14 protein-coding genes and 1 pseudogene are annotated in these 13,678 nt (G+C 40.0%); 5 read left to right on the top strand and 10 right to left on the bottom strand.

The annotated features are described in order from the left end of the window. Positions 1–102 precede the first annotated feature (102 nt). Positions 103–927, top strand: coding sequence for a Cof-type HAD-IIB family hydrolase (locus tag EL087_RS08935; RefSeq protein ID WP_126408049.1), 825 nt, complete (start codon positions 103–105; stop codon positions 925–927). Positions 928–1,176: 249 nt separating this feature from the next. Here EL087_RS08935 and dltD read toward each other — a convergent pair whose 3' ends face one another. Genes dltD through EL087_RS08960 form a run of 5 tightly spaced genes read right to left on the bottom strand, consistent with a single transcriptional unit; the run spans position 1,177 to position 5,625 of the window. After that, positions 1,177–2,445, bottom strand: a complete 1,269-nt coding sequence (gene dltD, locus EL087_RS08940; RefSeq protein ID WP_126408050.1) for a D-alanyl-lipoteichoic acid biosynthesis protein DltD — start codon at positions 2,443–2,445, stop codon at positions 1,177–1,179. Beyond that, a complete protein-coding gene (gene dltC / locus EL087_RS08945; protein ID WP_003027846.1) occupies positions 2,438–2,677 on the bottom strand; it encodes a D-alanine--poly(phosphoribitol) ligase subunit DltC in 240 nt (79 codons plus the stop codon). The genes dltD and dltC overlap by 8 nt, the downstream gene beginning before the upstream one ends. Positions 2,678–2,692: 15 nt before the next feature. Next, positions 2,693–3,937: a D-alanyl-lipoteichoic acid biosynthesis protein DltB gene (gene dltB, locus EL087_RS08950; RefSeq protein WP_126408052.1), complete on the bottom strand. Its 1,245-nt coding sequence runs from the start codon at positions 3,935–3,937 to the stop codon at positions 2,693–2,695. Beyond that, positions 3,934–5,460, bottom strand: a complete 1,527-nt coding sequence (gene dltA, locus EL087_RS08955; RefSeq protein ID WP_390614118.1) for a D-alanine--poly(phosphoribitol) ligase subunit DltA — start codon at positions 5,458–5,460, stop codon at positions 3,934–3,936. Before dltA ends, dltB begins: the two co-directional genes overlap by 4 nt. 33 nt (positions 5,461–5,493) lie before the next feature. Then, complete coding sequence (locus EL087_RS08960; protein ID WP_037566969.1) at positions 5,494–5,625, bottom strand: teichoic acid D-Ala incorporation-associated protein DltX; 132 nt, start codon at positions 5,623–5,625, stop codon at positions 5,494–5,496. Between the two features lie 303 nt (positions 5,626–5,928). Between EL087_RS08960 and EL087_RS08965 the strand changes: the two genes are divergently transcribed. The 4 genes and pseudogenes from EL087_RS08965 (at position 5,929) to EL087_RS08980 (ending at position 8,696) form a co-directional block, all read left to right on the top strand. Further along, entirely contained in the window at positions 5,929–6,255 is a 327-nt protein-coding gene (locus EL087_RS08965; protein ID WP_049511941.1) for a PadR family transcriptional regulator, read from the top strand. Then, a complete protein-coding gene (locus tag EL087_RS08970) occupies positions 6,242–7,237 on the top strand; it encodes a DUF4097 family beta strand repeat-containing protein (protein WP_126408056.1) in 996 nt (331 codons plus the stop codon). The genes EL087_RS08965 and EL087_RS08970 overlap by 14 nt, the downstream gene beginning before the upstream one ends. 9 nt (positions 7,238–7,246) lie before the next feature. Then, positions 7,247–7,864, top strand: a pseudogene (locus EL087_RS09450) (HAD family hydrolase). A 217-nt stretch (positions 7,865–8,081) separates the two neighbouring features. Next, positions 8,082–8,696 carry a hypothetical protein gene (locus EL087_RS08980; RefSeq protein WP_003027853.1) on the top strand — a complete coding sequence of 205 codons (615 nt, stop codon included), beginning with the start codon at positions 8,082–8,084 and terminating at the stop codon, positions 8,694–8,696. 230 nt (positions 8,697–8,926) lie between these two features. Here EL087_RS08980 and EL087_RS08985 read toward each other — a convergent pair whose 3' ends face one another. The 5 genes from EL087_RS08985 to EL087_RS09005 all read right to left on the bottom strand — a co-directional run bounded on the left by EL087_RS08985 (position 8,927) and on the right by EL087_RS09005 (position 13,197). Further along, positions 8,927–10,387 carry a carbohydrate-binding domain-containing protein gene (locus EL087_RS08985; RefSeq protein ID WP_126408058.1) on the bottom strand — a complete coding sequence of 487 codons (1,461 nt, stop codon included), beginning with the start codon at positions 10,385–10,387 and terminating at the stop codon, positions 8,927–8,929. Between the two features lie 13 nt (positions 10,388–10,400). Next, the gene (locus tag EL087_RS08990) at positions 10,401–11,081 is read right to left on the bottom strand and encodes a DUF4956 domain-containing protein (protein ID WP_126408060.1); all 681 of its coding nucleotides are present in this window, start codon (positions 11,079–11,081) and stop codon (positions 10,401–10,403) included. Next, positions 11,062–11,796: a polyphosphate polymerase domain-containing protein gene (locus EL087_RS08995; protein WP_126408062.1), complete on the bottom strand. Its 735-nt coding sequence runs from the start codon at positions 11,794–11,796 to the stop codon at positions 11,062–11,064. The genes EL087_RS08990 and EL087_RS08995 overlap by 20 nt, the downstream gene beginning before the upstream one ends. A 158-nt stretch (positions 11,797–11,954) precedes the next feature. Then, positions 11,955–12,347, bottom strand: a complete 393-nt coding sequence (locus tag EL087_RS09000) for a hypothetical protein (protein ID WP_164558142.1) — start codon at positions 12,345–12,347, stop codon at positions 11,955–11,957. Positions 12,348–12,438: 91 nt separating this feature from the next. Then, complete coding sequence (locus EL087_RS09005; protein ID WP_126408064.1) at positions 12,439–13,197, bottom strand: DUF6261 family protein; 759 nt, start codon at positions 13,195–13,197, stop codon at positions 12,439–12,441. Positions 13,198–13,678 lie beyond the last annotated feature (481 nt).

The following is a 13,678-nucleotide window of genomic DNA, read 5'->3' on the forward strand; positions in this document are numbered from 1 at the left end:
CTTTCAAAAATTCTTTTTTGTGTTAAAATTATAACAAAGAAGAAAAATGAACATTCTGATTATCACCCCACAATGATATCATGCTTATAAGGAAGAAATTTTATGAACAAACGACCTATCCACCTTGTCATAAGCGATATTGACGGTACTATTTTAAATGACCAACACCAAGTTGATTATCAGCTAAAAACACAGCTTCCTCTTTTGCAGGAAAAAGGAATCCCTTTTGTGTTGGCATCTGCACGTTCACCACTTGGCATGAAGCCAATCGCACAGCAGCTTGGTCTCATTGACAATCCATTGGCTTGCTACAATGGCGCTCTTGTCATCAAAGGAAATCCTCAGAATTATGATATTTTAATGGAACACGCTTTGGATAAAAAAGAAGTTCGTTGTCTGCTAGAGCTCGTCCAAGAGAAGTTTCCAGCTGTAGCTATCAATCTCTATACAGGAAAGGATTGGTTTGCTGAACAGATTGACAAATGGGTTCAGGAAGAAGCAGATATTACCGGTGAAAATCCTATCCTTCAATCTCTAGTTTCTGTTGTAGAACATTATGCTTCTATTCACAAACTTCTTCTGATAGGTGAAGCAGTCATCATTCAAAATCTTCACGACTATCTGCAAAACACAGATTTTCCTAAAACAGCCTTTTATCTTTCAAAAGAGAATTATCTAGAAGTTACAGCTAAACAGGTTTCTAAGGAAAATGCTCTTCAAGAGATTGCTCATTTTTACCAAATCCCTCTCCAGCAAGTCATGGCAATCGGTGATAACTTCAACGATCTCCCCATGCTGAAATTGGCCGGTTTAGGAGTGGCTATGGGAAATGCTCCTAAAGCAGTCAAAGAGCAAGCTACTATAGTCACTCTGACAAACAATGAGGGAGGAGTCGCTCAAGCAATAGAGCAATACGTCTTGGATTAACAGCTATCTTTCCAAAATACAATAGAAAAACGAACAGATTCATAAAATTCTCTAGTTCTCCATATAAAAATTAAGGGAATTATGTACCTGTTTACACAACCGCAAAGTATAGTTGTCAAATTTACAAAATCTTGTTTTAAAATACTACATATTGTAATTGGTGTAAACTGCTATATAGTTCCCAAAAATAAAACACGGACAAGCAAACTAGCAACCAACTAGTTAATTTGTGTTCGTGTTTTATTTTTCTTATTTAAAATTCTCAATTGCTCCGTCATAATTTGCCCATTCTTTGCTGAAGAATCGATCATTCATCCGGTAAGTCGGAGCAGGCTTTGGATTGGAAATAAAAGGATTGACAGCCTTATCAAACGCCAGCCAGCCAAGCCAGCCCATGTGAATGGTGTCCTGCATAAAATAAAGTTTCCCACCATCGTTTGAAAAGTCTGCAATATTGGTAAAACCTTGGCTTTCCAACTGATAACGAATTTTCTTCACCGCTTGTTGGTACTTTTCTTGACTCAAACCAGTATAGGCCATCCACTTTGCATTGACAGGGGGAATAACAAAGATTGGATTCGTTTTTGACTTGGCAAATTGCTTCAAAACAAGCTGTAAGTCATTATACTCAGGAGACTTGACATAGGATAGCTTTCCCTGCGCACCTTTGAGCTTCTTTAAATGCTTTCGCAAACGGCGATGATAGAACTTATTATCAATTCCCAAGTTATTATTGTTAGTATTTTTTTGCGCATCTTTAATAGCAAATTTTTCTAAATCCTCGTAGGAAAATTTATTTGGTAAACGCTTGACTTGAGGCTGAACCAATTTTTCATAATTTGCATTGCGTTCGGCAAATAGTGAGCTAAAAAGAGCATCCTCCCGCTGATTCAAACGACTAATAAGACGAATATATTGCTTGTCAAAATTTGACAGTTTCTGATTAGCAGCGACTTTTTTTACATTGTCTTTCATAGCCACTGTCGGATACAGTTGTAAGAGACGCTTAGCCGCATACTGAGCAGCAATATCTCCTTCTTGCTGACGCAAGAAACTGGTCAATTGATCACTATTAAAATATTGTTGAAATGCTGCTGGACTGTAGCCTTTTTTGGTAAACCATTGAGGAGAGACCACATACACGACTGTTTTATTTTTCAGTTGAGGAAGCAGCTGCTGCATACCAAAATATTGTGTAAGAGACGCTGCGGCACGTTGCCCCAAAAAATACGGACGGTAATTGCGGTTGTATTTTTCTGACAAAACCGCAGGATGCATGCTGTCAAAGCGCAGCCATTCACTTGAACCAAAGTAAGGAACAAAGCGGTGCTTTTTATCTGTCAAAGTACGTACTTTTTGTGTTCTTCCCTTGAAACTTCCCGCCGTCAAAGTAACGGCTGAGCGCTTTTCAGCTTGGTAATCATGTTGTTGCTTGGTTGGGTAGAAAAATAGTAAAGCCACCACCATCAAAAGGGCGCAGAAAACTGGACCTAAAATGAGCCACAATCGTTTAAGCATTGCGAAGCTCCGTTACACCTTCAATAATTTTATTAGCCGTATTCCAATCATCACGACCAAATTCTGAGACGGGAACATGGATGTCAAAATGGTTTTCTAGCTCAACAATCAATTCCACAGTACCCATACTGTCCAGGACTCCTGCATCAAACAAATCTTCGTCCATCATGTCTGATACATCTTCCATAAACAAATCATCAATAATTTCTAATACTTCTGCTTTTACGTCCATTAGAGAACTCCTTTTTTATTTTTTAAACCATAAGTCATTCAAAAATCCTGAGAAGATTAAGAATGAAAACATTACAACATTAAAAGTGATAAACATCCCCACTGCTTGTGTCCATTTGTTATCTGGCAATGGTGGCAAATTCTTCTTTTTCCGTTCTTTATTGACGGTCTTCTTCTTTCGCACCCAAGCGTCATTGATAACGAGCCCTAGACCATGAAAGAGTCCATAAGCAATGTAATACCAAGTCACACCGTGCCAAAAGCCCATGACTAGCATGTTGATGATATAAGCTACGCTTGAAGTGGTGTTCCGATTTTTAAATACTTTATTTCGGATAAGTACTGTGACCAGCCGCATAAATACAAAATCACGGAACCAGAAAGACAGACTCATGTGCCAACGATTCCAAAACTCTTTCAAATCGCGCGAAACGAAAGGTTTATTAAAGTTAATCGGACTTTTAATGCCCATTAGATTGGAAATAGCGAGGGCAAACATGGAATAACCCGCAAAGTCAAAAAATAAATCCAATCCAAATACATACATCACTCCTAGAGTTGGCAGGTTGAAGATACCACCCATTTGCACTGCATATTGCTTGAGAGGAGGCAAAATCATTGAGCCTAAAACATGTGCCAAGATAAACTTGTATAGAAAGCCAAGCATTATGTATTGAACGGATTGCTCCAACATATCTAGCAGTTCATCACGATCAGGGATATTTTCATAATCTTGATTGAACCGCTTAAAACGATCAATCGGCCCACTTGAAAAAGTCGGCATAAAGAGCATGAAACGTAGAAAATCCCATAAGCTAAAGTCTTTTAGTACGCCATCTCGCAGCTCAATAATCATTCCTACTGAACGAAAAGTCAAATAAGAAATTCCCAAAAAGCCTAAGAGTGATTGATGTCCATAAATCGCTGGCGTCACTTTTACAAGGAAAAGCGGCAAGATAGAGAGAGCAATGTGCAAGTAGAATATCCACTTGCTGTCTCTTGCTTTTCGATAAATTTTGTAAGACCAAACCCAAATTATCTGCCAAATAACGTAAAACAGTAGCGCATAAATTTGCGTTAACTTCGGTCCAGTCAGCATAAAAATGATAAAAGCAAAGCTGACCAGAGCTTCGTAAATGGGAAATCTTTTTTTGAAGAATAAACCAACAAAGATTGGCAAAACGGCTAAAATGATATAAACAAAATACTGCGGATCCCCGTACGGTTCCAAGTGAGGAAGCTGTCTTATGAAATCCATCATCGGTTGTTGACCTCGCTAATCAAACCTTTAATATCAATCTTACCATTTGGTGTCAATGGCAAGGAATCCCGATAAAGGAATTTGGAAGGCATCATATAAGACATCATAATATCTTGCAAATCTTCTTTGATAGCTTTGGTGATGTCAATCTCACGCTCAAATTGTTCCTTAACCCCGTCCTTCAGGATGACATAGGCTAGAAGGTTTTGTACTTTATGATCTTTATTGTAACGCGGTACAGCCACAGCTGAGTCCACATATTGAGACTTGTTCAGGTTTTGGGAAACATCTTCTAACTCAATACGAAAACCGTTGAACTTGATTTGGAAATCCATACGACCGCCATAAAGCAGTAAACCTTCATCTGTCATAGTACCAACATCACCTGTATGATAAGCTGGTAACCCTTCAAACTCAAAAAATGCTTCGGCTGTTTTCTCTGGATTGTTCATATAGCCTTTTGATACAGCTGGTCCAGATATAATGATTTCTCCTTGCTCACCATTTGGCAATTTGTTTCCGTCTTCATCAATCACAAAAGTTGGAGAATCCGCTTTGGTATAGCCAATCGGCAAGCGTTTCATATTTGTCAGCATATCATCCGTTATAGCAACGGCAGATAGAGCCACAGTTGCTTCTGTCGGACCGTAAGCATTGATAATACGTGCATTTGGAAAACGGTCACGCAATTTTTGAGCCGTTTTAACCGTCAATTCTTCTCCGTCAAAGTAGAAATGTGTAATGCCTGGCATTTTTTCAGCATTGAAATCTTCAGACAGCATTGCCATGTCTGCAAAAGACGGCGTGGATGTCCAAATAGCGATTGGCAAATTCAAAATAGTCTCAAACAGCTGCTTGAAATCTTGCGTAATGGCAGACGGAACTGCAAAAAGTGTTCCTCCAAGTGCCAAGGTTGGCGCCCAGTACATAACTGATAAATCAAAAGAGTAAGGTGGCTGCGCCAACATTTGCGGACGAGCTGGAGTCGCAAATTCCTTATCTGTAATCATCCAGTTGGTAAAGCTAAGCAAATTATCGTGCGATATTTGCACACCCTTTGGCTTTCCAGTCGTTCCTGAGGTGAAAATGATATAGTAATTCTCATCACCTTTAACAGGGTGTGTAATTTCGTAAGGATGTTTGGCTGCAAAAGCTACTTGAACTGTTGTTACATCAAGAATCGGAATCGTCACATCTTTCAGCGGAAAGTCATTGATTGCAATAATGAGACTAGGCTGTGCCACTTCCACAATCGCTGTCACACGCTCCAGAGCTGAATGACTATCAATCGGAATATAAGCATGTCCTGACTTCGTCAAAGCTACAAAGGTTGCTAACATGTCGTATTCTTGCCCACCAAACACCACCACTGGTGACTTTTCAGGAAGCGCAAGACTATCAATCTTTGCAGCGAGCGAATCCGAGTCCACTTTCAAATCATGATAAGTATGAGCTTCTCCGAGAACATTGTAAACTGGAAAATCTGGTTGAGACTGAGCAAAGCGCTCAATCGTTTCAATCATGTCGTTAATTACTGAATTGGTCACAGTCTGCTCCTAAAATTCATTATAGATAAAACCACCTTGGCCTTGACCAAGATAATTAAAGAAATAAAGCAACGCTAGAAATATCACAAAATAAAACAGCGTCTGTCCAAAAAATTTAAAAATTATTTTATGTTTTTTCATCATATTCATCACTTTTGTCTTACTTCTAGATAAGACTTAGTATATTTTACCATTTTCTAACGCTATTTTTCAATACAAAACATTCTTTAATTGAGGAATTCAGTTAGAATTAAGGTTTATTTACAACAAACCTAGACAAATTACAGATACTTCTTGACACAGTTAGATGAAAAAATACGTCTACTAACAGCAACTTTTGATAATATATAAAAATTTTATATATTTTCTTGACTTTAAAAAGAAAAAGAACTATACTATGTATAGAAAAAATATATATAAAAATATTATATATAGGAGGTGCTCATGTATTTTCCAACATCTTCTACCTTGATTGAATTTCTCATTCTAGCGATTTTGGAAAGCGAAGATTCCTATGGCTATGAGGTTAGCCAAACGATTAAATTGATTGCCAATATCAAGGAATCAACCTTATATCCTATTTTGAAAAAGTTAGAAAAAAATCGTTATTTAACGACTTACTCGCAAGAATATCAAGGTCGAAAACGGAAGTATTACTCCCTTACTCCAGAGGGGCGAAAGCAGTTAAACACCCTTAAAAGGGAGTGGGAGTTATATACAGCGACAGTCAACGGTATCATAGAAGGGAGCATTCGCCATGACAAAAACTGACTATTTAGCCGCACTAGAGAAATACTTGAAAACATTGCCAGAAGCAGATTATAAAGAAGCAATGGATTATTTTACGGAATACTTTGAAGAAGCCGGACCTGAAAATGAAGCACAAGTCATTGAGGAGTTGGGAGATCCCAAAGACGCAGCAGAAGAGATTATTCGCTCACTTTCATCAAATCAAGCAGAAGAAACGTCAACTCGTCCTCAACACCAGTCATCTGCACACAATCACCAATCATATACCGACAATGCTTATATCTTTGAAGACTATGCAACAATCTCTGAATTGCATATTGATGTCACCACGCAAGATATTCTGATTGAGCCTTCACCTGATGATTTTTTCCACATCAAATACTATAATGGAAAAGGCAACAATCAAATCATTTCTACTGTTCAAAACGAGAAGTGGCACATTACAGAAAAAGGCAACACGCATTATAGTGGTTTGGACTGGATTATTAACGTCATGAAAAACGGTTTTGATAATCATCCTATTTGCATTCAAATCCCGACTGGCAAGGTTCTTCAGTCATTCTCACTTCAAGCAACTTCTGGTGATGTAGCTGTATCTCATCTTCAAACACAAAAAGGAACGATTGAGCTTTCAAGTGGTGATTTGACCATGCGTCATTGCCATTTGCAACAGACCAATGTTACCCTTATCAGTGGTGATATTCATCTAGCGCATGCCAAATTAACAGATTGTAAAATTACTCTTGTATCAGGTGATCTCGACACGCATTCTTTAGAAATTGCTGGTAAAACCTCTATTCAAACAACAAGCGGAGATATTTCACTTCATCTGCTGCGCCATGATTTCAGCTATGATCTTGAAACGGTGCACGGAGACATTTCTATCTCTGATCAGCTCCAACCAAGCCACCAAATCGTTGGCAACACGATTCACCACCAAGCAACGGCTTCTACAGATTCTCTTACTATCCAAGCTGTCAGCGGAGACATCAATCTTTATTAGAGGTTTCGCATGAAACAGATTCATTGGTTATTCTTTGATGTTGGCTCAACTTTGGTAAATGAAGAAAAAGCCTACCAAGATCGGATTGAGCAGGCTATTGCGGATACTCACATTTCTTATGCAACATTTTATCAAACTATGATCCACTAGTTTAAAGAAAATAAAAAAGGCAATGTAGAAGCTCTGAACGATTATGGTCTAAAGCATCCGTCTTGGAGGTCTGATTTAGAGGTGCTGTATCCTGACTGCAAGCAAGTGCTGAAAACTCTCCACCAGCACTACAAGATTGGGATTATTGCCAACCAGTTACCGAACTTGCAAGCAAGATTGGGAAGATTTGGTATTGATTCTTGGATTGATCTGGTGATTTCCTCTGCCGATGTTGGCTTGGCAAAACCTGATCTCGCTATTTTTGAGTTAGCTCTCCAACAAGCGAACTGCTTAGCTGAAGGCGCTGTGATGATTGGTGACCGTTTGGACAATGATATTCTTCCGGCTAAACAACTTGGAATGCAAACCATTTGGATCCGACAGGGATTTAGCCACTTGAACCACGTAACGAATCCAGCAGAAGCACCAGATTGGACTGTTGATAATCTGACAGAGATTCTAGAGATTTTAGGCTGAGCATGCAAAAAAAACTAGAGTTGTTTCGCTCTAGTTTTTTAACGTTATCAACTTTATTATATCATAAATTTTTTTCAAAAATAGACTTGTTTCTTCTTATTTTTGTGATATATTGAAAGTGAAAAAAGGGGAATTCTTTAAGCAGTTCGTCAGAAGGGAGGATTTATAATTAGAGCTGTAGTTTTATCAATTTGATTTTATAAAAGGAGGAAACACTATGAGACGTTTAGGTTTAATGTTTATTAGCTTTTTAAGTTTCTTAGTTCTAGCCTTTGGCATTGGAACGACTGTAAAAGCTGATGAAACTACTGTTAAAAATTTTGATGTTGTAACAGTTACTAAAGATGAAATCTTAGCCAATTATGTTAGTAATACAGGCGTTAGTTTTGCAGAAGCTGAACGTACTTTATTCCCCAATAAGAGCACTTCTCAAGCTAGAAATGCTCAGCTAAATGAAGAAACTTCATATGTAGTGTTACGTGGTGCTACATATCAAGATGATACGTTAATTTCTTATATTCCAAATAATGCAGGACATGTCTATTTTTATTGTGAAGTTAGTAAAAGCGGTTGGTTTAGAGGAATAAAACGAATTGTTTATGCAGGTTATTATTCTGGAAGTTTAATATTCCAAGGAAATTTTCAATACGCTTTACCCGATGCCAATAGAATACACTTTACTTTAAACGGTCATTTGTATAGAAATACATCAACAACCACTTCAATCGGAGCTGGAATTGGTATTGGTCAGGTTGGTAGCTTTAATGTCGGAGTTGCTGATACATCTAGTTACCACAGTCCATTATATTATCATGGAAATAGGAGTTATTAAGTATGAAAAAAAAGATTGTTATTTTTCAAGCTATTTGGTTTGTTTGTTCCCCTTTCATTTCTTTATTTATTTGTAGAAATATGCCAATTATACGTGATTTATTATTTCATATATTTTTCTTAGTTTTAATCCTATCACAATGGTTAGCGATTAAAACACTATCACACCTTGACGATTAAGCAAAGGTCAAACGAAAGAGGTTGGGTTTCCCCAGCCTCTTTTGTCTATCATCACCGTCCGCCAGGACCTCCGCCCATGCCGTTTCCATTTTGGGTAGTCAGGCTAGCTGTTGCGGTCGTGCTTTGTCCATTGACTGTAATGGTGTAGCTTTCACCGTCTTTGATAGCAGCTGAGCTAGCAAGAACGGATTGGAAATTTTTAGCAGCGGTATAGCTGAGGATTTCTTTGCCTGACGAATCGGTAATCGTCACTTTGTCTCCAGCACTACCTGATACATTCGCAAGGATGGAAGCTTGTTTAGAATTTGAGCCAAAGCCCATTGCCATGCCATTGCTGCCGACCATTACAACGGTCCCGCCAGTAATGGTGCCATTGCCGTCATAGTCAAGAGCACCATTGCCACCATTTGTCGGCCCGTCCACATAGACTTCGCCACCTGAAATGGTCAAATCTCCGTTAGAATCCAGACCGTCACCTTGGGCATTAACCTTGACCTTACCACCTGTGATGGTCAGACTGACACCAGCGGTCGCTTGTCCTGGAGCGCTCTCGCTACTGCTACCGTCTGCAGCATTGATACCATCGTCATTGGCTGTCAGGTCTAAATCGCCACCGTTAATGGTGACGGTCTTGCCTTCCAGCGCTTCTTCGCTCTTTTCAACCTTAATCGTACCGCCGTCAATAAAAGCAGTATTAGAAGCGTGAATACCATCATCTCCAGCGTGAATGGTAATCTTTCCAGACTGGATATAGAAATTGCCTAATGATGTATCTTCATCATTATCCGCATGAATGGCATCTTCCGTTGCAGTCAAATTCATTGTCGCGTCTTTGATATTGATTGCGTCATTCGCTGAAAGGGCGTTTTTATAACCTTTAATCGTGTAGGTTCCGCCTGTAATGCGCAAATCATCATTGGACTCAATAGCATTGCCATAATTGCCTTCGACCGTCAGACTACCAGAACCGTTGAAAGTGAGATCGTCCTTGCTGTAAATCGCAGCGTCATAGTCTGTATTCTTGTGATTGGCAGAATCCGAAATCGTGTTCTTGCTACCTTTTGCAAGCGTGATAAAAGTTTTATCTGCATTTTCTACGACAATAGCAGCATCTGTTCCGGTCATCGTGACTCCATTCAGCACGAGCTGAACCTTGTCTTGGTCGCCAACTTTAACGACAACTTGGACATTTTTACTTGAACCAGACAAGACATAAGTCCCAGCTTTAGTAATTGTCACCGTAGATCCCGACACTTCTGCACCGGAACCAGAAGTCTTGGCAGATGAACTATTCAGGCTAATCTTAGTTGCTTTTGATTCATCATAAGAAGCATCTTGGTCACGCTTAGTAAAATAAGTGGACGTCTTGGTGGTTGTTTTTTTACTTGTGCTAGAGGAGCTGGCGTTGGTTGAGCTGGTATTTGTCGCACTGCATGCCCCTAAAGCAACTGTCAATAGGACAAGTGGAACCAGTCGTTCCCATTTTTTTCGTTTTGAGGCTGTTTTTTTCATAGCGGTCCTCCTTTTATAGTTCATTTTCTTTTGTGACATAGCGGCTAATGGCAATCTCTAAATTCCCATTTCGCGTCCGCAGAGCGTCTACCAATTCTTTCTCTGTCATCGTACCATTTAATTGGACAATATACTTAATCTTGAACAAACTTCCCATATCAGACGTTTTGACATTTGCCAGTTCAACATAGTTGGTCGCCTTTTGAAAGATGTCATCAAAGACCATCTCATAATCCAAACTTTCTGGAATGACAACAGTCACTTGGCGCATAGAATGCTTCATCTGCCCAAAATTCACCGTTTCCAGCAACAACATGACAACTGACATGATGACCGTAAAGACGCTGGCAAAGACAAGATAGCCCATACCGACAGCAATCCCAATCGTCATCGCAAGGAAAATCGCAAGCAATTCCTTAGCGCCGCCCGGTGCCGAACGAAAGCGAATCAAACTGAAAGCCCCCATGACCGCAACCCCTGCTCCCAGACTACCATTAACTAAGAAAATGACAATGGCAATCAAAGTCGGCAGCATAACCAAAGTCATCATAAATGATTTGCTGTAAATGGTTTTGTACTGATAGACCTTGGCTAATATCAGCCCCAGCACAAGGGCAACACCAATCGCACCAAACATACTGGCTGGATTGACCGTTGTCCCTGTAAAGACATCACTAAATAGCTGATCGAACATGATTGATCACTCCTTTGTAGTCGGTTGTTTTCTTGTAGGCAACCCCGTATTTTGAGAAAGACTTTGGAAAAACGTGGTGGTGGTCCAGAATCTCTGCCAACCAGAGCGGATACGCCCCCGGCACCTTGATTTCCATGATGACATGGTTGTCAGGAAGAAGATTCTTGCCGTCTTTTCCTGCCAACAAGCTCAAATTTTTCGTCCGATAAGCCACATCATAGTCAATGGTAATCCGCACATTGGAGTTTTCTAAGCCTTTTAGAGAGTAGCGGTTGTAGTAGATATACATCATGGGCTGCACGCCACCATAGCGCTCGCAAAGCCATTCGATTTCCTGTTTAATCTGTGAATCTTCAAGCTGGCATTCCCCTGCGAGATACTGCTCTGCTGTCAACAACTCAGTCGCAATCCGACGCTTGTACACGACCTTGCGCACTTTTTTCTTAATTTCCAAAAAGACTCGGCTATCAGCCTGAGGACTGGCATCATAGGTGCGCACGCGCAATTTTTCCTTGAAATAAGGCTTCTCCAAAGACTCCCGAATCATCTGATAGGTCGGCGTATCATAGTAGAGGTTGCCAATCGTTGAATAGGCATGCTCATCCTCTGCCATATACGCTTCAAACTCCTGTAGCAAATCTGCCAACGTTTCCTTTGAGATGACGTACTTGGTTTCTATCCGTTGAAATTTATCTTTAAATGTTTTTTTAGCCATGAGATTGCTCTCCTTTGTCGTTCTTTATCTACGTAGTTTACGGGCAAATCCTTAAAAGAAAGCTAAAGAAAACTTAAAGAAAACAAAACACCCCCATTTTCTGGAGATGTTTAATAGATGTCTGTAGAATGAAATAGAAAATAGAAACTAGCGCAATCTTATTCTTCACTCTTCTCTTCTTTTTCTTTTTTGATAAGAAAACTGAAAATAATCAGAATATCTGCTACTAGAAAAATCCAGTACAACACATCGTGGCTGCTTCTCGGACCAGAGTAGAGGGAACGCGAAAAATAAATCATCAGATACAAGGAAATGTCATTATAAAATTCCCAGTTAAAGTGATAGCTGCCTACTGGATAGGACCGCTTATGCGAACACTCTGGCACAAAGATCTGCAAAAGCAAAAATGTTCCCAACACAGCAAAATAAATCACATTGTACACGTCTAATTTCGCATAAGGCTCAACAACCAAGGAAACGAATATCATCATGCTCAACAGATAAAACCGCCACCGAAACCAAAATTCGTTATTAAAATGAAATCTTATCATCCCATCACACTTTCTAATTTTCTGCTCGTTCCTCTTCGTCTTTATCCTACCACTCTGACAGACAAACTTCAAGTAAGATGAAGGAGAAATGTTAACTGATTTCTGCTACTTTTCCTGCTTCTGCTTTAGGATCTTTGCCCTTGCGACGGGCAAGGACATCCGCATAATGCTTGCGGCTGTTATTGAGCACGGAAAGGAAGGTCGCATAAAAGCCATCGTCTTTGACTTGGTGCAAAATCACTACATAGTCCGCCAACTGTTGGTAAGGCGTCGCCACTTCTTTGCGCAATCGCTTGACATCATAGCTCACTTTTTGCAATTTCTCTTGGGAGCGAGAAGCAAAAAGTTGTTCAAAAGTCGAGTGGCTTTCGGTCAGATTTTCAACGAATTTCCCAAGCGCTAAAGTCCCCACCTGCTCCTTATATGGGGCTGTTTTTAGCTTGTCCAGTAAGCTGACAATGAGGGCTGTTTCTTCCTCGTAATGCTTCTGATGAGCGTCTTTGTATTGGTCAAACAAGCGTTTCAAGCTGGCATAAGCTGCCTTTTCCTCTTCCCGCTTGGCTGCCCGATAAGGTTTCAGCGCATCGCGAAGAGCTTGCAAATCAGCGTCGCGCAATTCGTCAGCCGCACTAATCGAAGCTGACTTTTCACTCGCCCGAATCTGACCGAGAGAGGCTTGATAAGCAGGCAAGGCTGCTTTTATCTTCTTGACGAGAGCGGTAATGACATCCTCATTTTTAAAGTCGAGCGCTTCTTTCTCCACATCGTCTAAAAAACGAGTGATAAACTGCGTGAATTCCGCATGACGGAGATTACTAATTTTAAGTCCAATGAGCTTTTCTTGCTTCATAAATTCCTTCTTTCCTTTTTTACTTGTCACTTAAAGCGACCGTTTCAATGACTTCTCCTTTTTCCGTCAGCGCGGCGGATGACCTCAACTACTTTTTGTTCACTTCGTCCGCCCCGGCGGAAAGTTTCCCTTACTTTTGGTTTACTCCGTCCGCCCGGCGGACAGCATAAATCAAAAGTAGTTTATCTCGTCCGCCGGGCGGACGGAGTGAACGACAATCAGTTTGCCTTGTCAGCTGCGCGGACGAAGTAAAATTGTCTCGCCTCACCTCATCAGCCAACGAAATCCAGAAAAATCATCTCATTTAGTATAACATGAATGGGAAATTATAGGAAATTTTCTGAAAAAGAGGATTAACCACTTTCAAAACAGTTTGAACACACAGTCCTTAATGGACGGCAGAAGCAGAAAAGGTATTTTTCTTCATCACTTTTTCTCCTTTCATCTATATGATATAATATGATGAAAAGGCATTCACAAA

This window comes from Streptococcus milleri, from assembly GCF_900636525.1.
Taxonomy (GTDB): Bacteria; Bacillota; Bacilli; order Lactobacillales; family Streptococcaceae; genus Streptococcus; species Streptococcus hominis.